Genomic DNA, 22,018 nt, shown 5'->3' with positions numbered 1-22,018 from the left:
TATTAAAGCCGGTCGATACGGTGTACCCGTGACAGCGAACCGGGGAATCGACGCCGACTTCCTTGACCTGCCGCGCCGCCAGTTGGCCGACGCCGCGTTGTCCGCGGCGAGGGCGGCCGGAGCCAGTTATGCAGACCTGCGGATTCACCGCATCAGCACCGAGATCATCCTGCTGCGCGACGGCGAGCTCGAGACGGCCGTGCTGTCCCGCGACATCGGGCTGGCGGTGCGGGTGATCGTGGCGGGCACGTGGGGCTTTGCCTCCCATGCCGAGTTGTCGCCGGAGGCGGCGGTTCGAACTGCGCGGCACGCCGTGCAGGTGGCCACCCTCCTGGCGGCGCTGAACACCGAACAGGTCAGGCTCGCACCCGAGCCGGTGTACGCCGACGCGATGTGGGCTTCGGACTACGAGATCGACCCGTTCGGGGTTCCGGCGTCGGAGAAGATCAGCGTGCTGGAGGACTACTCCCGGCGGCTGCTGGACGCCGACGGTGTCGACCACGTGTCGGCCACCCTGAACGCCGCCAAGGAACAGATCTTCTACGCCGACACCTTCGGATCCTCGATCACCCAGCAGCGGGTGCGGCTGCAGCCTCAACTCGACGCGGTGACCGTCAACGCCAAGGCGGGCAACTTCGAGTCGATGCGGACGCTGGCGCCACCGGCCGCACGGGGCTGGGAGCTCGTGGCCGGCGACGACATCTGGAATTGGTCGGCTGAGCTTGCGGAGCTGCCGGACCTGCTCTACGAGAAGGTGCACGCGCCGTCGGTGGTGCCGGGCCCCACGGACCTGGTGATCGACCCTTCCAATCTGTGGCTGACCATCCACGAATCCATCGGCCACGCAACCGAATACGATCGCGCGATCGGTTATGAGGCCGCCTACGCGGGGACGTCGTTCGCCACCCCCGACAAACTGGGCAGCATGCAGTACGGCTCGCCGGTTATGAATGTGACCGCCGACCGCACCGTCGAATACGGCTTGGCCACAGTGGGTTACGACGATGAAGGGGTCGCCGCGCAAAGCTGGGACCTGGTGCGCGACGGGGTGTTCGTCGGCTATCAACTCGACCGGGTGTTCGCGCCGCGACTGGGGGAACCGCGCTCCAACGGGTGCTCCTATGCCGACTCGGCCCACCACGTGCCGATCCAGCGGATGGCCAACGTGTCGCTGCAGCCGGGACCGGAGGATCTGAGCACCGAGGATCTGATCAGCCGGATCGACGATGGCATCTACATCGTCGGCGACAAGTCGTGGTCGATTGACATGCAGCGCTACAACTTTCAGTTCACCGGGCAGCGTTTCTACCGCATCCGCGACGGCCGCCTCTACGGGCAGTTGCGCGACGTGGCCTACCAGGCGACCACCACCGACTTCTGGAATGCGATGGAGGCCGTCGGTGGCCAGTCGACATGGCGACTGGGCGGCGCACTCAATTGCGGCAAGGCCCAACCCGGTCAGATCGCTCCCGTCAGCCACGGCTGCCCGTCGGCGCTGTTCCGCGGCATCAACGTGCTCAACACCCGGACCGAGGGCGGCCGATGATCACACCTCAGCACGTCATCAACATTGTCCTGGACGAGGCCGCCAAGATCGGGCGCGCCGACGAGACCATGGTGCTGGTCACCGACAAGGTCCAGGCATCGTTGCGCTGGGCGAACAGCACGATGACCACCAACGGCGTCGCGGTCACCCGTAGCGTCACGGTGATTTCCATTGTCCGGCAAGGCGATAGCGCCTATGTCGGCGCGGTGGTCACCGGAGAGGCGGACCCGACGGTGTTGCCCGGGCTGGTGGCGTCGTCCCAGGATGCGGCGCGCTCCGCACCGGAAGCCGGGGACGCGGCGCCGCTGATCGGCGACTCCGGTGAGCCCGCCGACTGGGATGCGCCGGTGCCCGGCACCGGCGCCGGGGTGTTCAGCGGCATCACCGGTGCGCTGTGCCGAGGTTTCCGCGGCAGTGACCGGTTGTACGGCTATGCGCACCACAGCGTTTCGACGACGTTCCTGGCGTCGTCGACCGGGCTGCGCCGGCGCTACACCCAGCCGACCGGGGCGATCGAGATCAATGCCAAGCGCGGCGACGCCAGCGCCTGGGCCGGCATCGGCACCTCGGATTTCATTGACGTGCCGATTGATTCACTGTTTTCGGATCTTTCGACCCGGCTCGGGTGGGCGTCGCGGTCGGTGGAACTGCCGGCCGGCCGCTACGAGACGATCATGCCTCCCTCGACCGTCGCCGACATGATGATCTACCTGGCCTGGAAGATGTCCGGCCGCGGCGCCGAGGAAGGCCGCACCGCGCTCTCGGCGCCCGGCGGCGGGACCCGGGTGGGGGAGCGGCTCACGGATCTGCCGCTCACCCTGTTCTCCGACCCGATGGCGCCGGGCCTGGCGTGCACGCCATTCGTCGCGGTGAGCAACTCCTCGGAGACCATGTCGGTGTTCGACAACGGCATGGAGATCAACCAGGTCGACTGGGTCCGCGAGGGCGTGATCAACGCGCTGGCATATCCGCGGGCCACGGCGGCGCGGTTCGATGCCCCGGTGGGGGTCGCCTGCGACAACATCATCATGACCGGCGGCACGGTCGAGCTCGCCGACATGATCGCCGCCACCGAGCGGGGACTGCTGCTGACCACCCTGTGGTACATCCGGGAGGTTGAGCCGACCACCCTGCTGTTGACGGGCCTGACCCGAGACGGCGTGTACCTGATCGAGGACGGCGAGGTGACCGGCGCGGTCAACAACTTCCGGTTCAACGAGAGCCCGTTGGACCTGCTCAGGCGGGCGACCGAGGCCGGTGTCAGCGAGAAGACGCTGCCGCGCGAATGGGGTGACTGGGCGACGCGGGTGGCGATGCCGTCGCTGCGGATACCCGACTTCCATATGTCCTCCGTGAGCCAGGCGCAGTAGCGTACGAAAGATGTCGCTTCCTGCTGACCAGCTGACCAAGTTGGTCGCGTTCACCGACGGGCGTCTGACGGGTCTGGTGCGCCAGGTGTGTGCTCAGACCATCTCGCTGCCGTCGTTGCCCAACCCCGTTGCGGTCGACGCGCCCGAGTCCGAGGCCGAGACCGTCGTCGCCGAGTTCGCCGAGCAGTTCAGCGCCGATGTCTCGGCGATCACCGTCGAACAACGGTCGCGTTTGTTCAAGTACTTGGGAGACAGCACTTTTCGCGTCGTCGTCGCGATGTTCATCGCCGACTTCGTACCCCGGGTGCGGGCCGGATTCGAGGCGCTGGGCGTCGGCGCGGAATACCTGGGCTGGGTGGACGGGCCGATCGAGTGGGACGACGCGCGCGATCCCTCGGACGAGTTGTTCAGTCGATTCCTGCCGAGGGTGGCCCGGGAGCGTGCCGTGGACCCGGTCACCTCCGAGCTGGTGCGACTGCGCGGGGCGACCGCCCACAACTGCCGGCTGTGCAAGTCGCTGCGCGAGGGACACGCCCTCGACGCGGGTGGTACCGAGTCGCTGTACGACGAAATTGCGCAGTTCGAGAACTCGGTCGTGCTGGATGAACGCGCAAAAGCAGCGCTGCGGTATGCGGATGCGTTAATTTGGACGCCTGCGCACCTCGCCGTCGACGATGCCGCCGAGGTGCGCTCCCGGTTTTCGCCGGATGAGGCCGTGGAGCTGACGTTCGACATCATGCGCAATGCCAGCAACAAGATCGCGGTGTCGCTGGGTGCCGATGCGCCGCGGGTGGAGTCCGGGACCGAGCGGTATCTGATCGACGTCGACGGTCAGACGGTTTTCAGCTGACGCGCGCGTAGCCGCTTATCCAGCGCGTCGACCGCGAGCAGGATCGGCATCGATGCGAGTGCCACGATCCATCCCCACAGCGGTGGATTCCACTGGCCCAGCAGCCGCGCTATCGGTGGCACCCACAGTTCGAGCAGCGAGATCACCAGCCCGGTCAGGGCCGCGGGGACCAGCAACCGGTTGGTGAACCAGCCCAGCGCTCCCGGCCACCGGGAGGACGATCGGCAGGCGAACACGTTGGCCGTCTGGGCCAGGACGACGGTGATGAAGGCCGCACCGGACGCCGCGGCCAGCGCATGCCCGGTGGGGAACGGGTTGCCGGGCCGCCAGCCTAAGGCCAGTAGGGACACGACGAAGGCGGCGAGCGAGAGAACCGCTTCCAGCGGACCCAGCAGACCGAAGGCCCGGCGCAGCACCGTCCGGTTCATCAGCCGGCCATGCACGGGCGGTCCCTCCAGCAGGTGCTTGGCGGGTGGTTCGGCGCCCAGCGCGACCGCCGACAGGGTGTCGGTGCCGAGGTCGAGCGCGATGATCTGCAGGACGCCGAGCGCCAGCGGGAAGTATCCGCCGGAGAGCGCCCAGACGAGAAACGGCGCCAGTTCGGCGACGTTGTCGGTCAGGTGGTAGGTGAGGAAGCGTCGGATGTTGACGAAGGTCGCGCGTCCCTGCTCGATGCCGGCGACGATGCCGGCGAAGGAGTCGTCGAGCAGCACCAGGTCGGCGGCCGCGCGGGCGACGTCGGTGCCCGAAAGTCCCATGGCCACACCGATATCGGACTCGTGCAGGGCCGGAGCGTCGTTGACGCCGTCACCCGTCATCGCCACCACGTGGCCGCGGGAGCGCAGTGCCCGGGCGATCCGAAGTTTGCCCTCCGGCGATACCCGGGCGATGACGACACCGTCGTGGTCCAGCAGAGCCGCGAGCTGACGCTCGTCGTCGGGCAGGTCAGTCCCCGACAGCACCGGTGAGTCGGGGAATCGCAACCCCACCTCGTCGGCGATGGCCGTCGCGGTGGCCGGATGGTCGCCCGTCACCATCGCCACCTTCACCCCGGCCGTGCGGCACGCCCGCAGTGACTCCGACACGTCGTCGCGCGGCGGATCCTGCAGTGCCACCAGGCCGAGCAGGCGCAGCCCCTGCTCGCAGTCGGTCTGATCGCGCGGGGTTCGGCCGTTCCTCGGGGCGGCGGCGACGGCGAGCACCCGCAGCCCGCGCGCGGTGAGTGCGTCCATCGCCTGGTGGGGCGTCGGGTCGTCACCGCAGAGCGGAAGGACGGCGTCCGGCGCGCCCTTGACCACGATCTCGTCGGCCAGCACGACCGCCATGCGGCGCAGTCGGGGGTCGAAGGGGAACCGCAGCTCGGCCGGTCCGGTGCGGCGGTCCTCGGCGGTGTCGACACCCAGGCGGCGGGCGAGGGCGTCCAGCGCCGCCTCCATGGGATCTCCGTGCGCCCGCCACTGTCCGTTTACTTCTTCGGCGTACCCGGTGGAGCAGCGTTCGGCAGCCAGTGCCAGTGTGCGCGCGGCATTTTGGGCTTCGGGTGCCGATGGCGTCAGGGTGGCGGTGGGCCCGTAACCGGCTCCGTCGACGCTGACTGTGCCGGCGGGCGTCCATGTTTCGACGACGGTCATCTGGTTCCGGGTGAGGGTGCCGGTCTTGTCGGTGCAGATGAAGGTCGTCGAGCCCAGCGTCTCGACCGCCTCGAGGTTGCGCACCAGGATCTGCCGCTTGGCCATCAGTTCCGAGCCCCAGGCGAGGGACAGCGTCACCGTCGGCAGCAGTGCCTCGGGTACCAGTGCCACGGTGACACCGATCGCGAACACGAAGGCCTGCTGCACCGGGTTGCCGATCAGCAGCGAGACGAGCAGAAACAGCACGCCCACGCTGACGGAGATCGCGGCGGTGAGCCGGACGACGCCGTTGAGGCCGCGGGTCAGCGGGGTGTCGGGCTTGGCGGTGGACGTCGAGAGTCGGGCGATCCCGGCCAGCCGGGTGTGCTCGCCGATTGCGGTGACCAGGGCGCGGGAATCGCCTTCGACGACGAAGGTGCCCGCAAAGAGCGCTTCGCCCTCGGCGACGGAATTGGCCTGGCTCTCGCCGGTGAGCATCGACGAATCGACCAGCAACCGATTCTCGGCCAGCACCACGGCGTCCGCCGGGACCCGGTCGCCGCTTTCCAGCAGCAGCACGTCATCGACCACCACGTCCTCGGCCTCGATGAGCCGCCGCCGGCCGTCGCGGAAGACTGTTACGCGGGTGGGCAGCATCTCCTGCAGTCGGTCGGCCGCGCGGTCTGCCCGGGCCTGCTGAATCAGGGCAAAGACGCCGTTGAGCACGATCACAGCGATGATTGCGACGCTGAGTTGCGGGAGCTTTGCGAAGAAGGCCAGGGCGGCGGCCGCCCACAGCAGCACGGCGAAGAAGTGCGTCAGCTCGCCGAGCAGGCGGCGGAAGACCGAGGGCCGCTTGGCCGCGGGCAACGTGTTGGCGCCGTCCCGCGCACGCCGCGCGGTGGCTTCCACGGTGGTCAGGCCCGCTGCCGTCACATCGGCCATATTCTCACTCCGGTTCAGATGCCCGCGGTCCCGTTCGCGGTAGCCTAAGCGCCAAACAAGATCACAGCAGCGGCAGCATCGAGGGGTCATGGCGGGTAGAGCGCTTTTCGCCATCATGTGGGTCGCGGTGTTCGCGATGGCCGGCTGTTCTGGCTCCGGCGATAAGCCGGCGCGGCAAACACCGACCGGTCACGACAATCCGTCCCGGCTACCACCGATCTACCCCGGCACCACGGTGTCGTTTCCCCCGTCCACGGAGTCGTCGTCATCGTCCCCGACGACTACGTCGTCGTCGGCTCCCGTGTCGCGCACCATCCCGGGTGACGGGACGTTCCGGACCGGCGTCGATCTGGTGCCGGGCACCTACCGGTCGCAAGGCGGCGACTCCTGCTACTGGGAACGGTTGCGGGGCTTCGGTGGTCAGACCGCCGACATCATCGCCAACGGGGCGGGAATCCTGCCCCAGACGGTCACGATCGCGCCGACGGACGCCGGGTTCCGATCGCAGGGCTGCGCTCCGTGGACGCTGATGACGGACGGCGCCACCACGACGACGAGCAGCACGACGACGACCACGTCGGTTGCTCTTCCGGCGGGTGCCCAGGCCTGTCCGCCGGCGTCCGGGCCGGCCGGCGGCTTCGCGCACTCCGCGGTCGGTTCCGCGGACACGTCATGTCCGTTCGCCGAGCAGGTCCGCGTCGCCTACGGTGCCGGCGGACCGGCCAGCGTCACACCGCGTCAGGTCGAAGCCGACAGTCCGGTGACCGGCCAGCACTACACCATGACCTGTGCGGCCAACGGCTCGATGGTGGTGTGCAACGGCGGCAACGGCGCCGTGGTCTACGTGTATTGAGTCGCGTGTCGATGGGTACCGTCTGTGCATGCCTTTTCTGCGTGAGAGTCCGATCCGCGGCCGGCGGCTGCGGCTGCATGAAGCCCTGGGGGAGCGGGTCGCGATGAGCCGTCTCGGCTCGCAACTCGGGATGCACCTGGCTCCCCGGATCGACAAGGTGCTCATTCCCCGGACCAACGGGCGGTTGAGCACCGCAGGGGTGAACCGGACCGGTCTGGTGACGACGACGGGCGCCAAGTCCGGTAGGCCGCGCACGAATCCTTTGACGCTGATTGAGGATTCGGACGGGTTGCTGGCGATCGGCTCCAATTACGGGCGGCCTTCGCACCCGGGCTGGAGTGCCAATATGTTGGCCCACCCTGAGTGCACCGTCGAGTACAAGGGGCCGCCGCGGCAGTATCGCGCCGAGTTGTTGAGCGGGGAGGCGCGCGCTGATGCGTGGGCCAAGGCGGTCGACTTCTTCATCGGGTACGAGAACTATCGCGCCCGCTGCGCGCCGCGGGAGATCCGGGTCTTTCGGCTGCGGCCGCTCGAGGGCTGATTCAGCGCGTTTTGGCTGTGGCCCTGCGGCGCACCCGGGTTATCGCGGTCTTCAGCCCGCGGCGGCGGCCGGTTATCAGGTCAGCGTCAATGGGCTTGAGGTGAGCGAACATTCGCTCGCTCCGGGTTTCCGGCGCGTCGTCAGCGGTGGCCCGCAGGAACTTGTTCGGCAGCGACAACTTCGCGATCGTGCGCCACGTCTTGCCATATTGAGCAGCGAAAGACGCTGTGGTGTAAGGCAAGTCGTACTTTTCGCACAGCGCCCGCACCCGTACGGAGGCCTCGTGGAGCCGGTTGCTGGGCAGGTCGGGAAAGAGGTGGTGTTCGATCTGATGGCACAGGTTGCCGCTCAAGAATCGCAACACGGGCCCGGCTTCGAAGTTGGCGCTGCCCAACATCTGGCGTAGATACCATTCGCCCCGGGTTTCGCCGGCCATGTCCGTGGTGGTGAATTTCTCTGCGCCGTCCGGGAAATGGCCACACACGATGACGGCGTGTGCCCAGATGCTGCGGATCACGTTGGCCACCGCGTTGGCTTTCAGGGTTGATGTGAAGTTTGCGGCCGGTGACAGCGCGGTGAGCGCGGGGAAGGCGACGTAATCCTTGACGATCTGCCGGCCGGCCTTGGTGATGAATTCGCGGGTCCGCTCGCGGGCGGTGTCGCCGTCGGGCCCGTCTTCGAAGTACTTCTCCAGGTCGACGGTCTGTAAGCCGATCGCCCACTCGAACGCGAGCGCGAGAACGAGGTTGTACGGCAGGTTTCCGATGTTGTAGGGCTGCCACGGCTGGTCGCGGGTGACTCGCAGGATGAAATAGCCCACGTCGTCATCCATGTCGAGGATGTTCGTGTACTTGTGGTGCTGGAAGTTGTGGGCGTTGCGCCAGTGCTTGGACGCCGCGTTCATGTCCCACTCCCACGTGGTGGAGTGGATCTCGGGATCGTTCATCCAGTTCCACTGGCCGTGCATGACGTTGTGGCCGATCTCCATGTTCTCGATGATCTTGGCCGCCGCGAGGGTCGCGGTTCCGGCCCATTTGGCCGGGCGTTTTGCGCTGCCGGCGAGCATGACCCGTGCGGTGAGTTCCAGGGCACGCTGAGCGGCGATGGTGCGGCGGATGTAGCGTGCGTCGCGCGCGCCCAGGGACTCCTCGATGTCGCGCCGGATGGCGTCGAGCTCGGTGCCCAGGTTTTCGATATCAGCATCGGTCAGGTGGGCGAACGCCGCAACGTCCGTGATCGCCATGTGTTTCCCCCGGTTGGTGTCGTTTCAGTGCCCGCGGTCGCGCCTGATCGGCCGAATCCCCCGTGTTCGGCCGAGAAATAAGGCTAATCGTGGTGCGGGTTCTTCGCGCGTCGAGGACTTAAGCGTTGCGCTGCGTCCAATGTCTCTGCGCGCCAATGTGGTACGTCTGTCGATCCTAACTGTCGCGATATGAGACAGGTGTTGGTGAAACTTAAGTAGCGGCTTTGTATGTGGTCGTTGCCGCCTCGCTGGGCCCTTGGGTCTGGGGTTAAGGCTATGCGGTTGAGCGCCGATGTCGCGTCAGGACGCGCCTGTGGCAGCGTGTTGTCACTCGAGGTCGGTGGGGGAGCTAAGGTCTAGGTCGTGCTCAGCGACGTTTCGGCGTCCCGGGGGCGGTAGCTCAGTTGGTTAGAGCCGCGGACTCATAATCCGTTGGTCGCGGGTTCGAGCCCCGCCCGCCCTACATCAGAGGTGTATTAGCTCGGCTGATGCTTCACGTTTCGGCTTCGGTTGATGCCTGACAGTGTTTCGGCTGATGCTTGACAGTTGTTTCGGTTGATCCTTGACACTCCCTAGATGAGGGAGTTAACCGTGGCCGAGCAGCGGTATCAGGCCGTGATGTCAGTGATTGCCGACGGCTTGTCGATTAGTCAGGCGGCCGAGAAGACGGGGGTGTCGCGGCAAACGCTGCATGCCTGGTTGGCCCGGTATGAGGCTGAGGGCCTGGAGGGGTTGGTGGATCGGTCGCATCGGCCGGTGTCGTGTCCGCATCAGATGTCGGCGGCGGTGGAGGCCGCGTTGTTGGAGTTGCGGCGGTCGCGACCGTATTGGGGTCCGCGGCGGTTGGTCTTTGAGCTTGAGAGGCGTGGGGTGCGTCCGGTGCCCTCGGAGTCGGCGGCGTACCGGGCGTTGGTGCGGGCCGGGATGATCGATCCGGCGTTGCGGGATCGGCGTTCGCGGAAGTGGAAACGGTGGGAACGCGGGGCGCCGATGGAGTTGTGGCAGATGGACGTGGTGGGTGGTTTCCCGTTGGTCGATGGCACCAGCGCCAAAGCCTTGACCGGTCTCGATGATCATTCCCGGATGTGTGTGTCGGCGCGGTTGATGGCCGCTGAACGCACGCGGGCGGTGTGCGACGGGCTGCGGGCCGCGCTGGCGGCCTACGGGGTACCTCATCAGCTGTTGACCGATAACGGCAAGGTTTTCACCGGCCGATTTCACCACCCCCCGGTGGAGGTTCTCTTCGACGCGATCTGCCGCGAGAACGGTATCGAGCACCTGCTGACCCAGCCCCGGTCTCCGACCACGACCGGCAAGATCGAGCGGTTCCACCGCAGCTTGCGTGCTGAATTCCTCAGCACGCAAAGACCTTTCACCAACCTCAAGGCCGCCCAGCAGGCCCTGGATGAATGGGTCGACTATTACAACAACACCCGTCCGCATCAAGCGTTGGAGATGGCCACCCCGGCGGAAAGATTCGCCGCGGGGGCGGTGCTGACTGCCCCATCGGAGTCGCGGAAAAGCCGCGAGGACCGCAGCGGCGACGACTGGGTCAGCCGGCGCGTGACGACCAACGGGGTAGTCAGCGTGGCCTGGCAGCAGGTCTGCCTGGGAGCACATCACGCCGGGGCCCGCTGCGATGTCCATGTCGACGGTGAGCTGCTGCGGTTCTTCATCGGCGATGAACTGGTCAAGACTGTCGCGCGCACCAGCCGCGGCGAGGTAAGAAACAAACGGGCCTTCCGCACCCGCGAACAGGCCTAACCCATAACCCAGAGTGTCAAGGATCAACCGACATAGAAACGTCAACCATCAACCGACGCTGAACAGCCCTACATCAGAGGTGCATTAGCTCGGCTGATGCTTCACGTTTCGTCTTCGGGTGATGCCTGACAGTGTTTCGGCTGATGCGTGACAGTTACTTCGGTTGATCCTTGACACTCCTTCGATGAGGGAGCTGAGCGTAGCTGAGCAGCGTCACCTGGTGTGATGTCGGCGAACTATCGATGATTTGTTGATTTTGCAGACAGCAGAGAAGACCGCGGTTAGCGGTAACCGTTGTTAAACGCGTTGACCAGTTGAAGGATGGTGACCCAGTGGTTGTGCCGCTCGCCCCCAGGCCTGGTCAAGGTGTCCGCGCCGGATGGTGGTGCAGCGGATGGGCGGACGTGCTGCGGTGTGGTCTGTGGACGGCGACCGGTGCCGGGACGTCAATATTTCGAGACGATTCGCCCCGCACTTGCCGCATGGGGTGGCTACCATCGCCGTGTCGCCAATTCGGGGGGTGACACCTGTCAGTGACTGGGCTGGTGGAGGTGTGGGGTGTCTTATGTGGCGGTAGTGCCGGAGGCTGTGAAGGTCGCGGCTTCGGACTTGGTAAGTCTCGGTTCGACGATCAGCGCGGCCAGTACGGCGGCGGCAGCGCCGACCACCAGCGTGGTGGCCGCCGCTCAAGATGAGGTTTCCACGGCGATCGCTGCGTTTTTTGGCAGCCATGCGCAGCAATTCCGCTCGCTGAGCGCCAGAGCTGCAGCGTTTCTCGACCAGTTCGTACAGGCCTTGACCGGCGGCGCGGCATCCTATGGTGAGGCTGAGGCCGAAAATGCGCTGGCGTTGCTGGTCGGATCTCCCGCCGGAGCGTTGAGCGCAGCGGCGGCCGGACCCGCGGAAGATGCCGGGATATTTACGATCTTCCAAAAGCTAGCTGAATTCGCTGGCAGAGCTGTTGGCGCACAAGTAGACCGAGCGATCTGGAAACAGGGCGTAGCGGCGATAGCGAAGCGTACTCAGGAGATTGTAGCTACCGGTGTGAAGATCCTTTCTCAGGACGGAGTGGAGATCTTTACCAACGGACAACAGATCGTCGTTTCCGGAAGCAAAATACCAGGCCTCTACGAGCCAGATTTCTTTCTCAAAGCCATCGTCGATCCAAATTACAAAAAGTTCTGGAATTTCAACCTCAATCCGAACGATGTGAGAAGTCTTCTGGGATCGGAATTATACGCCTTTGCGCGGGGTGACGGACTCGCCCAAAGTTTTTTCCAAAGAGTCGGTAATCAGGTGTACCAGTTTGACACTAACGCCCAGGGCGAAATTCTGCGATACTACAAGACGACGGAAGCGATGTTCAACGACTTTGTGAGACAGGCACCTCTCATAGAACAAGCCCTGGGCGACGCCAGAAGGGCTGTTGAACAAGCTGAGCAAGAATTTTTGAGACAAGCAGAACAAGCGACAAGAAAATTAGCTGAACAAGCAGAAAAAGAAGCCCAAATAGCTATTCAAGAAGCACGAATAGCATATTACAACAGTACCGGAATGCGTTTCTGATCCAACGGACGGCGAACGGCGACTACCCGGCCCAGCAATGTAGCCGTCGCCGGCTGCCCCGCCAGCTGTGGCAACTACCGAGCAACGCATACGGTTAGGGCCGGCACGGGCGTAGCGGGCGTGGCGACACCAGGACCAGAATCGGTCAGTTTTGCGCCGTCCTATCCAGGCCAGTGGCGTCACCATGCCCGCGCGCAAATCAGGGGACGAAAGCCCCTAGTAGACATCACACGGTCGCGCAACACTTCGTTCCACTGATGAGTCGATGGGGCAGACGGAGGCCAGCGATGTCAGCAGTGATCATGACGCCGGACCTGGTGGAGGCCGCGGCAACGAATTTGGCGACTATTGGTTCCACGCTCAACGTCGCACATAGGGTGGTGGCGGCACCGACTCGTTCCGTGCTGCCCGCGGCCGCCGATGAGGTTTCGGTGGCCATCGCACACTTGATGTCCGATTACGCCGAGGACTATCAGAAACTGGCCGGGGACGCGGCGGCGTTTCACGAGCAGTTTGTGCAGCATGTGACTGCCAGCGCAGTTGCGTATGCCAACGCCGAGGCCGCGAGCACCGCATTGCTGCAGCCCTTGACGGCGATCGCGGCCCCGGTGGCCGCTGCTGCCGCAGCCGCTCAGTCCACGTTGAACAGTCAAATCTTTGAGTTAGTAACGAATATTCAACTGGTAATAGCGAACATTATTTTACTTATTACGGCACCGTTGTGGTTGCCATTTATTTTACCTTATGTTCTATTCCTTTTGGCATTCGGGCCTGCATTGTCGATATTTGTTGGTCCGCTCTCCCAAATTTAATACGGCCAGTCCTTGGCGGTGATGGCCATCAGGTTCGCGGCCTGGTGGGTGCGACACCGCTGCCGGGATGTTCCTGGCAGCCGTGGCCCCTATCGCGGACAGCAGTCCGGCCGTGCGCGTCTGGTCATTTAGTGCTACCGCGGATAGGCCGCGGGCGATTAATGAGCGCATAAACGTGGACCCGACTCCCGATGGATTGCCGACTTGTCAGGTGGCCGCGAAGTCGGGGGAGTCGCCCCACTTGCTCTCAGGACTGACCGCTGACGCCGCCGCCCCCACCAAACCACTTGGCGCCGGCACCGCCCTCGCCACCGGTACCACCGACAGCGACGATGGCGCCTTTGCCGCCGCGGCCTCCCATGGTGGTATCCCAGTTGTTGCCGGTGGCCCCGCCTGCCCCGCCGGCGGCACCGTCGGTGCCGGCCCCGCCATTGGCAACCCCGGCGCCAAAGAACCCCCCATTTATCGCGAAGGCGCCACCACCGCCGCCGCCGCCGGTGCCGGCTCCGCCAATTCCGGGGTTGCCGCCCTGGCCGGTGCCGGGTGCGACACAGGAGGCCCAACCGCCCACACCGCCTGTGCCGCCGACACCCGCGGCGGAGGCGGCCCCTCCGCCGCCACCACCGCCGCCGCCGGTCGCGACACCGCTGTCGGTGACACCGCCGCCACCGCCGCCGCCACCGGCGCCCCCGAGTCCGCCTGCGCTCCCGGAAGCAGTGGCACCGGCACCGCCGCCCCCGCCGTGGCCGCCTCCCGCCCCCAAGTTGAGGCTAAAGCCGTCGTATTCGAAGGCGCCGCCGCCGGTGCCGCCGACGCCGCCCGTGCCGCCGGTACCGCCGCCCCCACCGCCGCCGGTGCCACCGATACCGCCACCTCCGGCGCGGCCGCCTACGCCGCCGCCGCCACCGCCGCCGCCGACGAGCACGTCGGCGTCCGTCCCCAAGATGCCCAGGTTGTAGCCGCCGGTGCCCCCCGCGCCGCCGGTACCGCCGCCGCCGCCGGTGCCGTTGATACCGGCGCCGCTGGAGTTGCCGCCAAAGCCACCGGCGCCGCCGATACCACCATTGCCGCCGAAGCCGCCGAAGCTGAACACGTTCAGACCGTTGCCGGCGCCGCCCGTGCCGCCGGCACCGCCGGTGCCCCCGGTGCCGCCTAGGCCGCCGGTGCCCGGGTGGCCCAACAGGATTCCGCCAGCGCCACCAGCACCTCCCGCACCCGCGGCCCCGCCAGCCCCGCCGGTGCCACCATTACCAGCGACGGTGTGGGCTGCATCCGCTGACGCGCCGGCGCCACCCGCCCCGCCGATTCCGCCGGTGCCGCCGGTTCCGCCGAATCCGCCCAGCAGCGCCTGGTTGGCGCCGCCGGCGCCACCTTGGCCACCCGCCCCGCCTGCAAGACCCGTACCGCCCTTCCCTGCGGCGACGGTGCTGTCGACGCCGGCATGACCGGCCCCGCCGGTACCACCGGCCCCGCCGGGTCCACCGGCGCCGTTGAGCGACAACAGCTGAATGTTGGGCCCGCCGACTCCGCCGTTGCCGCCGGGCGCGCCAGTTCCGCCGGTCCCGCCAGGCCCGCCGGCCCCGCCATTGCCGCCTCCGATCCACCCATTGGCACCCCCGGCCCCGCCATTACCGCCGATCCCTCCCGACGAGCCGCCGATCCCCCCGGCCCCACCGTTACCGCCGTGGCCCCACAGGCCGGCCGCGCCGCCGGCCCCGCCAATACCGCCGGCCCCGTTGCCGGTGCCTGGCTTGCCCGACCCGCCATTGCCGCCGCTCCCGATCAGCCACCCGCCGGCCCCGCCGGCTTGTCCGGTACCCGGCAGCCCGTTGGCGCCATCACCGATCAGTGGGCGCCCGGTCAGCATCAGGAAGGGTGAATTGATTGCGCCCATTACCGCGTCCTGCGCAGCCTGCAGCGGTGAGGCGGCGGTGGCCTCCGCACTGGCATAAGCGCTGCCACTTGCGGCCAAAGCCCGCGCAAATCCGTCATTGAACGCGGACGCCTGCGCCTTGAGCGCCTGGTACTCCTGGCCGTGGGCGGAAAACAGCGCCGCGACCGCCTGCGACACCTCGTCCCCTGCAGCAGCCAGCACCTGCGTTGTCGACGTTGCTGCAGCCGCATGCGCGGCCCGCAGTGCCGACTCGATGCGGGCCAAATCCGCTGCGGCCGTGGTCATCAACTCCGGCGCCACAATCACAAACGACATGTCGACTCCTTCGGCTCGTCAGCCCAGTCCCGACTCCGAGAAACGCCGTGGCTCGTAAGAGGGTCCGGCTCGGTTGCATCTGTGCCCGAACGTCGCCGGCCATGGGCTTGCATTCGAGGATGTGCGCGGGTTGCGGTCATGGTGTCTTCCTCCGTGTGGCTCGGCGGCTACCGCACGACCCAAGCGTTGCCCCAAACGACGGAGGTGTCTTAAGTAGGTCACTACTTCAATCGCCGCACACTGAACCGCGCCGATCTACGCGCAAGGCGAATTGACAGCGTCGCGAATCTTAGGCTCGGTAACGCCCGGCGCGTCGATCGCCCGAACTCGTCGACTGGAGAAACAACCGAAAGTCTTGTCTTGCAGGCGGTCTCCTGCGATCCACTAACCCGTTCCACTAATCGTTGGCGGCTCCGAAGTGACTCGGAATCCGTTAGAAGCGGCTTCGAGCCACGCTCGCCCCACGTCAGACGCGCTTTTTCAAAGCTCAGAGTTCAGGTGGACCCGCTGACCTGAGCCCAGGCGTCCCGTACGGCGCGTAAAGCGTCCCTCGCCGTGAGCTTGAGGCGGGTTTGGCCGGCGAGCTGGTTCTGCCATTCGCGCTCCGTGGGTGTCTTCGTGAAGTCGTGCCGGGCCGGCGGCTGGTTCGTCGGACCGAGGCGCCGGTAGAGATCCTTTGCCGAGGTGTCAACGGCCCCCAGGCAAGTGAGGGCCCAGAGGTCCCAGAGATCGCGGGCCGCGTGGCGGTCGACCCACGTCGCCGTCTTGGAAGCGGCGAAGGCGGGAAGCGTGGGCACAAACAACTCGGCGGCGGGGGCATCGGCGTAACGCTGGACCAAGGACCGTCGCTCGGTCGGCCATACGACTCGGTCCCGCGACGAAAGCAGCTGTACGCGCACCGTCAGTCCGTCGGATCTGCGGAGCGTCGCCGGTCGGGTGTCGGGAACACGGCTAAGTGCTGGGTCGAGGGTGAGTCGCCCATGGGTGCGTGCGAGCGCGCGGGGCAGGGCAGCATCCAGATCGGCAGCGACGGACTTGCGGTCGCCAATTGCGATGAGGTCGATGTCTTCGCTCAGCCGCCCGTCCGGCAGGTGGGTGCGGGCCAACGCTGTGCCGCCGATGAAGTGGATTCTGTCGCCGAAGTCCCGGGCCAGGAACGCCAAGAGGTGAGAGATGAGGTGATCACGTTCGACCTGTTCAGCGGCGACGCCGAATTGTTCTGCTACGGAGGCCTTTTCGTCGCTGTTCATTGATGGGTCCAGCCCTTTGCCCGCTCCAGTGATGCCCCACGTCGCTGTTCGATCGCCAGGGCCTTCAGGCGGTCCTCATCGCTGTGCTCATACAGTGCCGCGACGGCGGTCGGAACATCGATTTCGGCGTCGCCAAGTTCAGGGCGGTGGGCAAGATCCAGGATGGTCTGCTCGGGTGTGGTAATCAGCGTCGATCCGAGTTCGGTCTCGTAGCGTTCGGCGTCTAATTGTTGGGTGTGCCGCTTGACGAAGCGAACCACCGCAGTGCGGTCAGACAACGCGATAGGGCGATGCTGGGCTGGGACGGCGACCGTCGCCGTGGCCAGTGCGCGTGGAATCGCTCCGTGTAGCCGCGCGGCGCTGACGCCCATGACGACAATGTCGTCCGGGCCGTAGATCGCCGAAGCGATACCTGCCGCTGCGGTTTCCAGGCCCGGCATCCAGCTGCGACCCACCATGTCCCGCGGCACGACGACGTAATAGCCGTCGGTGAGACGGTGCAGGAGTCCGCGTTCGCGCAGACGCGCCACCTCCGCAGCGGGGTACGCGTAGGTGTGTTTCGCCTGTGCCGGACGGAACGTGCCGAGTGGATGCGCGGTCAAGCCGGCGGGGACCGCTGTGCTGCGCTTTCGCGCCATGCTTGCTCCTTCGTTATGCAAATCATAGGCTAAAAACCTATGAAATGCATACTTGGACTCAACGCCGCCTCTCTCGCGCACGATTCAGCGGGTCCTTGCTCCTATGGCGGGTGCAGGGGTGGTGTGGCGGAGGATTTAGTCCTCGTCGCAGGATGGGCACTTGCCGGTCACCGATAGTTGATACATGGAGCACCGGGGGCACATTCTGGCGTCGGACTGATTGTGGCTAGTACCTCCACCGTTTGCGCCTATGTCGCGGCAGGACTTGCAATCGGGTAGCGGCTCGCTCACATGCTCACCAGCCCACTCTCGTACCTCATCTGCGGTTCTTCCGCAGACTTTTACGTAGTGGTCGGTCAGCTTGAGCCCGGCGACGATTGGGGCGAGGAGCGAGCTGCAGCTGACATCATGCAGATGCGCGTCGGCCGGACTGTGGTTCCGGTGGATGTTGAGTACATAGCCGTGTGGATTCTTGTCGCGCCAATTGAGATAGCCGGTGTCGTCGTCGCGGTATTCGCGGGCGCTCATCGCTCTATTTTGCGGCAGGTTGGGACGGAATCACCAGCATTTGCACTGCATGAGGAGCCGGATTCCGGCGTAAAACCAAGCTTTCATCCCGCGGATCACGTCCGCGATAGACGCTCGTGCTCAAAGTCACTGCGTGGCATCAACTTTGGTCAACACCAGCGCCCCTTCGTCGTACGGAAACAGACGGTAAAACACACCAGGTAGCCCGTTCACGAGCGTTGCGCCCTCAGCTTTACTCAGGACACGGGGATTGCCTAGCGCAATACTCTTGCCGCGCTTGTGCAGCACCGCCCGTCCACCGGCGAGTACGTTCTTCAACCAGTCCGACTTCGGTCCATACCCGATGAGAACGACAAAGCCGTCGCGGATAGGAAAGACCAACAGCGGCGTTCGATAATGCCTGCCTGATTTGCGTCCGACGTGTTCGAGAGTCCCCAGGCATGGAAGCCACGGCGTGATCGAAAGAGCCGTTGGATTGGTGACTCGACTGTTGAAGTCTGCGATGGCCCTTGGCATTCGCATGGAACCCCCTCATGTCGTCGCGGGCACCAGGCCGCTGATGTCCTCGTCTTGCAGGAGCTTCATGATCAGATTCAGGTCGAAATAGTCGGTCCAGCGAGTGATCCTCCCGTCGTCGTCGACGACGAAGGTCCCCATCACCGGGATGGCCGGCTTACTTCCGTCAGGAGCCTGAATGTAGTCCAGGCGTTCGGTGAGCACCACGGGACCATCGCTGGCGAGGTTGACGATTTCGAAGGCGTAGGACTCCGGGAACATCGAAAACTGGCCGGCCATGTTCTCCACAATGGCATCCGGTCCGGTGAAGGCGGGCATTCTCACGTTCTGATAGACGGCCCGCGGCTGCGCGGGGAGTTGACGGCGATATTCAAGGAGCGCACCCGCAAGGAATGGACCGACTTCTTCATTGCGACCGATATCGCCGGCGCCCCAGCATTTTTGGGCGCCGATCTGTTCGACGACGACCACGCGAAGGTTCGCCGACTCGTCTACGACGAGGCGCAATCCGACGGGACGTCGCAACGATTGATGGGAACGTGCATCAAGACCAAACCCGACGACGAATTCGCGCCGCCGGCAGCACCTGACGTCGGGCAGCATACGGAAGAGTTACTCACCACGCTGGCCGGTTACGACGCGGCGGAAATGTGGTGCCTTGGTTCGTCGGGCGCAATCTGAATACCGACGGATGCCCCGCTCACGGTTCAAATATGCGGGCGATCACGGAATAACGGAATAAGAAGTACCGGTCCGTTGTTGTCGGTCTAGCGCGCGAATTCGGTCGTCCCGACCGGCGCCAATCCGGGAGGTGCCATGACCACCGCTGTCCTCCAGAGCCGCCTTGCAGCCGTCAAGAACGTTGGCCACTTCGACGCCACAGCCGTAGGCAGGTTTGCCCGCTACATAGCCGAGTCGCCAGACGAGAAGCTCTTCCGCATGAACCCCTATCGCTACGCGAGTGAGACGGGTACGCCTGAGCGCTTGGCGGTGGACCTGTTCCTTCACGCGGCGCATGCGGGGGTGGTCGAGTTCGGTTGGGGCGTCCTCTGCCCGGCCTGCGGTTGTTTCATCACCACCGATCACGCGCTGCGCGCGCTCAACGAGGACCGCTTCTGCGCAATCTGCGAGATCTCCGTACCCCCGGTGATCGACGACAACGTCGAGGTCACCTTCAATGTCGCGCCATCGGCGCGAGCGATCCGCTTCCACAACGCGAATGAGCTCGACTTCCTGCGCGACAGTCTCACACTGTTTTTCTCGCCGAGCGTCGCTGACAGATCACACATCGACCGCGCCGTGGAAAACCCTGTGTGGTTCGGTACCGCTCCGGCTGGCGCGAAGCTGGAGACCGAGATGTCGCTCGCGCCAGGGCATTACGTGCTGGCTCTGCCGCAGTACCACTCGTTGCGGCGGTTCACGGTCGAAGAAAAAGCGGGCGGTTCCGCATTGGACTATGAGGTCCTTGCCGGTGGCGAGCTCGTTCAGGATGGTGACCAGCTTGCGGCCGGCCAAGTGCACATGACCCTGCACAACCGGCTCGGCCGGCCGGTGGTCTTCGGAGCCTTCGCCGACCCGCGTCCGTCCTCGCCGGAGGCGCTCGCCGCGAAGCTCGCCCTATTGGCTGGGCAGTCGGGCGGAAAGTTCCATCGGTTCTTTTCCGTCCAGGAGTTGGTAACTACTCAAGCGTTCCGCGATCTGTTCCGCGCCGAGAGCATTCCGGCGCAGGGTGGCCTGGCCCTGAAGAACCTGACCATTCTCTTCACTGATCTCAAGGGCTCGACCGAGTTGTACTCACGCATGGGCGACATGCGTGCCTACGCCCTCGTCGGCGAACACTTCGGCATTTTGCGCGAGGTGGTCGCCGCACGCGGCGGCGCGGTGGTGAAGACCATCGGCGACGCGGTGATGGCGAGTTTCCCGACGCCGGCGCCGGCCCTGGAAGCGGCCATGGTGATGAACCGTGAAGTTGGCAGGGTTGGCGATCTCGAGCTCAAGATCGGCCTGCACGCCGGCCCGTGCATCGCGGTGGACCTGAACGAGCGCCTCGACTATTTCGGCCAGACAGTGAACATTGCGGCCCGCGTCCAGGCGATCGCGGACTCGCGCCAGATCGTCTGCACCGACCATGTGCGCGAGGCGCCGGGTGCGGCCGAGGTGATAACCGAACTGAACCCGGTAGGCGCGCGCGAGATGGCGGCTCTCAAAGGGGTCGACGGTCAGGTTGGTGTCTGGCGCTACCAGTAGGTCGGCACCATCCAGCGCGGTGCGGGTCTCGAACTATAGTGCGCCACTAGGTATTTCATTGCCCGACCAGCAACCCTGAACGTCGTGGCCCCGGCTATCCCCGCCAAACCTCAGGACTAGGCGGGCTTGCGGGCCGCGTTATCCGCGCCGGGCGGTGGAACCGGCTCGTCGCCGTCTGTCCGGGCCACGCCCGCGGCGAGGTGCTTCAGCAGCTCAGCCTGGATCAACCGGCGCCCGGGCGCGAGCCGGTGCGAGAGCCCGTTCAGCAGGATCAGCGTGCGCCCAACGAGCGCGAAGTCCTCCGGAATCTTGCGCAGGCTCGTCTCGCCCAGGATCTCGAAGAAGCCAGCTTCGGTGTCGCTGTCGCCGATCGTCATCAGCATCAGCGTGCGCAGGTTCTCGGGTTTCATTGAGGCGACGTCGAAGCCGAGTTGCTCGGCAGCAGCGAACGCGGATCGCGAGTCGCCGATCATCGAAGAGACCATCATTGTCGCGACGAGCCGCGCGAACCCTGGTGGCAGCTCCTTGGCCAAGCCGAAATCGAGGAGGCCGATCCGGCCGTCGGGCAGGATCAGGAGGTTCCCGGGGTGCGGATCGCCGTGGAAGAAGCCCTGTTCGAAGATCATGGTGCCGTAGAGCGCGCCGATGTTTCGCGCGATCTCAGAGAGTTTATGGCCTGCCGCGACAAGCTCTTTCGTGCGCGCGACCTGAATGCCTTGCAGGTACTCGAGCACGATCACGTTGTCGCCGCACAGCTCCGGATATACGCGGGGGACGACCACGACGGGGACGTCAGTGAGGTTCTTCGCGAGCCGCTCGGTCGAGCGCACCTCGCGCCGGAAGTCGAGCTCAAATTCGATGAAGCGCGTCGTCTCGGTGACGAGCGCTCGCAGGTCGATGCGCCGCTGCACGAGCATGACGATCCTGACGACGCGGCGCAGCATGCCGAGGTCGAGCGGAATGATCCTCGGGATCTCGGGATAGCGGATCTTCAGGACGACCTGGCTGCCGTCGCGCAGCGTTGCGCGGTGCACCTGCGCCAACGAAGCGGCGGCGAGGGCCCGGCGGTCGATCGTCGCGAAGACCTCGTCGAGGGGGCGGCCGAGGTCGCGCTCAACGAGCGGTCGCAGCGTCTCGAAGGGCCGCGGCGGCACTGCGTCGTGGAATTGGCTCAGTTCCTCGATGAAGGGCGCCGGGAAGAAGTCGGCCCGTGCGCCCTGGATTTGGGCGGCCTTCGTGAAGGCGCCGGCCAGCGAGAGCGCGACGCGCTTGATCTCGCGTGCGGCTGCGCCGTGCGCGCGCTGCCAGTCGGCGTCGTTGGTCGGCCACAGCGCGCTTCGATCGCGCGCCAGCAGCAGCAGGTAGCGGGGCAGGACGCGCACGACCGCAAGCGCCACGCGCAGGACTCGGACGATTCGGAAGTGCTGGATCACGAAGCCGCAGCGCGCCTTTGCTATCGATGTACCGATAGGGGAGGCGCTTCGCGCGCGCTTGAGGCGGTCGTGGGCACGGTGTTATTGTGGCTGGTCA

At 65.7% G+C, this 22,018-nt stretch carries 19 protein-coding genes, 1 tRNA gene and 1 pseudogene; 11 read left to right on the top strand and 10 right to left on the bottom strand.

Translation table 11 applies throughout. The features are described from left to right. The first annotated feature begins 28 nt into the window (after window positions 1-28). Genes C0J29_RS20170 through C0J29_RS20160 form a run of 3 tightly spaced genes read left to right on the top strand, consistent with a single transcriptional unit; the run spans window position 29 to window position 3,766 of the window. A complete protein-coding gene (locus tag C0J29_RS20170; protein WP_120793366.1) occupies window positions 29-1,546 on the top strand; it encodes a TldD/PmbA family protein in 1,518 nt (505 codons plus the stop codon). Further along, window positions 1,543-2,916, top strand: a complete 1,374-nt coding sequence (locus tag C0J29_RS20165; protein ID WP_065043112.1) for a TldD/PmbA family protein — start codon at window positions 1,543-1,545, stop codon at window positions 2,914-2,916. The genes C0J29_RS20170 and C0J29_RS20165 overlap by 4 nt, the downstream gene beginning before the upstream one ends. A 10-nt stretch (window positions 2,917-2,926) precedes the next feature. After that, a complete protein-coding gene (locus C0J29_RS20160) occupies window positions 2,927-3,766 on the top strand; it encodes a carboxymuconolactone decarboxylase family protein (RefSeq protein ID WP_120793365.1) in 840 nt (279 codons plus the stop codon). On the opposite strand, the gene C0J29_RS20155 is transcribed toward C0J29_RS20160, so the two are convergent. Continuing rightward, window positions 3,748-6,321 carry a cation-translocating P-type ATPase gene (locus tag C0J29_RS20155; RefSeq protein ID WP_120793364.1) on the bottom strand — a complete coding sequence of 858 codons (2,574 nt, stop codon included), beginning with the start codon at window positions 6,319-6,321 and terminating at the stop codon, window positions 3,748-3,750. The two genes, C0J29_RS20160 and C0J29_RS20155, sit on opposite strands and share 19 nt — an antisense overlap. Window positions 6,322-6,409: 88 nt before the next feature. On the opposite strand from C0J29_RS20155, the gene C0J29_RS20150 reads away from it, so the two are divergent. Together C0J29_RS20150 and C0J29_RS20145 are read left to right on the top strand one after the other, a co-directional pair. Next, window positions 6,410-7,174 carry an Rv1352/Rv1906c domain-containing protein gene (locus C0J29_RS20150; RefSeq protein WP_174814850.1) on the top strand — a complete coding sequence of 255 codons (765 nt, stop codon included), beginning with the start codon at window positions 6,410-6,412 and terminating at the stop codon, window positions 7,172-7,174. Window positions 7,175-7,202: 28 nt separating this feature from the next. Continuing rightward, on the top strand, window positions 7,203-7,715 hold the full coding sequence (locus tag C0J29_RS20145) for a nitroreductase family deazaflavin-dependent oxidoreductase (RefSeq protein WP_172834700.1): 513 nt from the start codon (window positions 7,203-7,205) through the stop codon (window positions 7,713-7,715). A gap of 1 nt (window position 7,716) precedes the next feature. Here the strand turns inward: C0J29_RS20145 and C0J29_RS20140 are convergent, their stop codons facing one another. Further along, window positions 7,717-8,958, bottom strand: coding sequence for a fatty acid desaturase family protein (locus C0J29_RS20140; RefSeq protein WP_120793363.1), 1,242 nt, complete (start codon window positions 8,956-8,958; stop codon window positions 7,717-7,719). Window positions 8,959-9,347: 389 nt separating this feature from the next. Between C0J29_RS20140 and C0J29_RS20135 the strand changes: the two genes are divergently transcribed. The 4 genes from C0J29_RS20135 to C0J29_RS20120 all read left to right on the top strand — a co-directional run bounded on the left by C0J29_RS20135 (window position 9,348) and on the right by C0J29_RS20120 (window position 13,100). After that, window positions 9,348-9,421 (top strand) — tRNA-Ile (locus C0J29_RS20135). A 113-nt stretch (window positions 9,422-9,534) separates the two neighbouring features. After that, window positions 9,535-10,722 carry an IS481 family transposase gene (locus C0J29_RS20130; RefSeq protein ID WP_120791153.1) on the top strand — a complete coding sequence of 396 codons (1,188 nt, stop codon included), beginning with the start codon at window positions 9,535-9,537 and terminating at the stop codon, window positions 10,720-10,722. A 558-nt stretch (window positions 10,723-11,280) separates the two neighbouring features. After that, window positions 11,281-12,288: a PE family protein gene (locus C0J29_RS34490; RefSeq protein WP_120793362.1), complete on the top strand. Its 1,008-nt coding sequence runs from the start codon at window positions 11,281-11,283 to the stop codon at window positions 12,286-12,288. Window positions 12,289-12,575: 287 nt separating this feature from the next. Further along, window positions 12,576-13,100, top strand: a complete 525-nt coding sequence (locus tag C0J29_RS20120) for a PE family protein (RefSeq protein WP_120793361.1) — start codon at window positions 12,576-12,578, stop codon at window positions 13,098-13,100. Here C0J29_RS20120 and C0J29_RS33915 read toward each other — a convergent pair. From C0J29_RS33915 to C0J29_RS20095, 7 genes and pseudogenes are all read right to left on the bottom strand, one after another. Beyond that, window positions 13,100-13,277: pseudogene (locus C0J29_RS33915) on the bottom strand (transposase); the annotation flags it as partial. The gene C0J29_RS20120 and the pseudogene C0J29_RS33915 overlap by 1 nt on opposite strands. 70 nt (window positions 13,278-13,347) lie before the next feature. Beyond that, on the bottom strand, window positions 13,348-15,309 hold the full coding sequence (locus tag C0J29_RS34485; protein ID WP_120793360.1) for a PE family protein: 1,962 nt from the start codon (window positions 15,307-15,309) through the stop codon (window positions 13,348-13,350). 494 nt (window positions 15,310-15,803) lie between these two features. Then, window positions 15,804-16,559, bottom strand: coding sequence for a nucleotidyl transferase AbiEii/AbiGii toxin family protein (locus C0J29_RS20110; RefSeq protein WP_120793359.1), 756 nt, complete (start codon window positions 16,557-16,559; stop codon window positions 15,804-15,806). Continuing rightward, window positions 16,556-17,197 carry a type IV toxin-antitoxin system AbiEi family antitoxin domain-containing protein gene (locus C0J29_RS20105; protein WP_120793358.1) on the bottom strand — a complete coding sequence of 214 codons (642 nt, stop codon included), beginning with the start codon at window positions 17,195-17,197 and terminating at the stop codon, window positions 16,556-16,558. The genes C0J29_RS20110 and C0J29_RS20105 overlap by 4 nt, the downstream gene beginning before the upstream one ends. 135 nt (window positions 17,198-17,332) lie before the next feature. Continuing rightward, entirely contained in the window at window positions 17,333-17,725 is a 393-nt protein-coding gene (locus C0J29_RS32915; protein ID WP_133450058.1) for a hypothetical protein, read from the bottom strand. A 126-nt stretch (window positions 17,726-17,851) separates the two neighbouring features. Then, complete coding sequence (locus C0J29_RS20100) at window positions 17,852-18,247, bottom strand: nitroreductase family deazaflavin-dependent oxidoreductase (protein ID WP_120793357.1); 396 nt, start codon at window positions 18,245-18,247, stop codon at window positions 17,852-17,854. Between the two features lie 9 nt (window positions 18,248-18,256). Further along, window positions 18,257-18,559, bottom strand: coding sequence for a limonene-1,2-epoxide hydrolase family protein (locus C0J29_RS20095; RefSeq protein WP_120794855.1), 303 nt, complete (start codon window positions 18,557-18,559; stop codon window positions 18,257-18,259). Window positions 18,560-18,598: 39 nt separating this feature from the next. On the opposite strand from C0J29_RS20095, the gene C0J29_RS20090 reads away from it, so the two are divergent. After that, window positions 18,599-18,922 carry a CoA transferase gene (locus C0J29_RS20090; RefSeq protein WP_242460493.1) on the top strand — a complete coding sequence of 108 codons (324 nt, stop codon included), beginning with the start codon at window positions 18,599-18,601 and terminating at the stop codon, window positions 18,920-18,922. A 135-nt stretch (window positions 18,923-19,057) separates the two neighbouring features. Continuing rightward, complete coding sequence (locus tag C0J29_RS20085; protein ID WP_120793356.1) at window positions 19,058-20,488, top strand: adenylate/guanylate cyclase domain-containing protein; 1,431 nt, start codon at window positions 19,058-19,060, stop codon at window positions 20,486-20,488. 116 nt (window positions 20,489-20,604) lie between these two features. Here C0J29_RS20085 and C0J29_RS20080 read toward each other — a convergent pair whose 3' ends face one another. Further along, entirely contained in the window at window positions 20,605-21,921 is a 1,317-nt protein-coding gene (locus C0J29_RS20080) for an ABC1 kinase family protein (RefSeq protein WP_120793355.1), read from the bottom strand. Window positions 21,922-22,018: the final 97 nt, after the last annotated feature.

Source organism: Mycobacterium paragordonae, from assembly GCF_003614435.1.
In the GTDB taxonomy this organism is placed as follows: domain Bacteria; phylum Actinomycetota; class Actinomycetes; order Mycobacteriales; family Mycobacteriaceae; genus Mycobacterium; species Mycobacterium paragordonae.
Note: the sequence above shows the minus strand (reverse complement) of the source record. Positions and strands in the feature narration are given on the sequence as shown.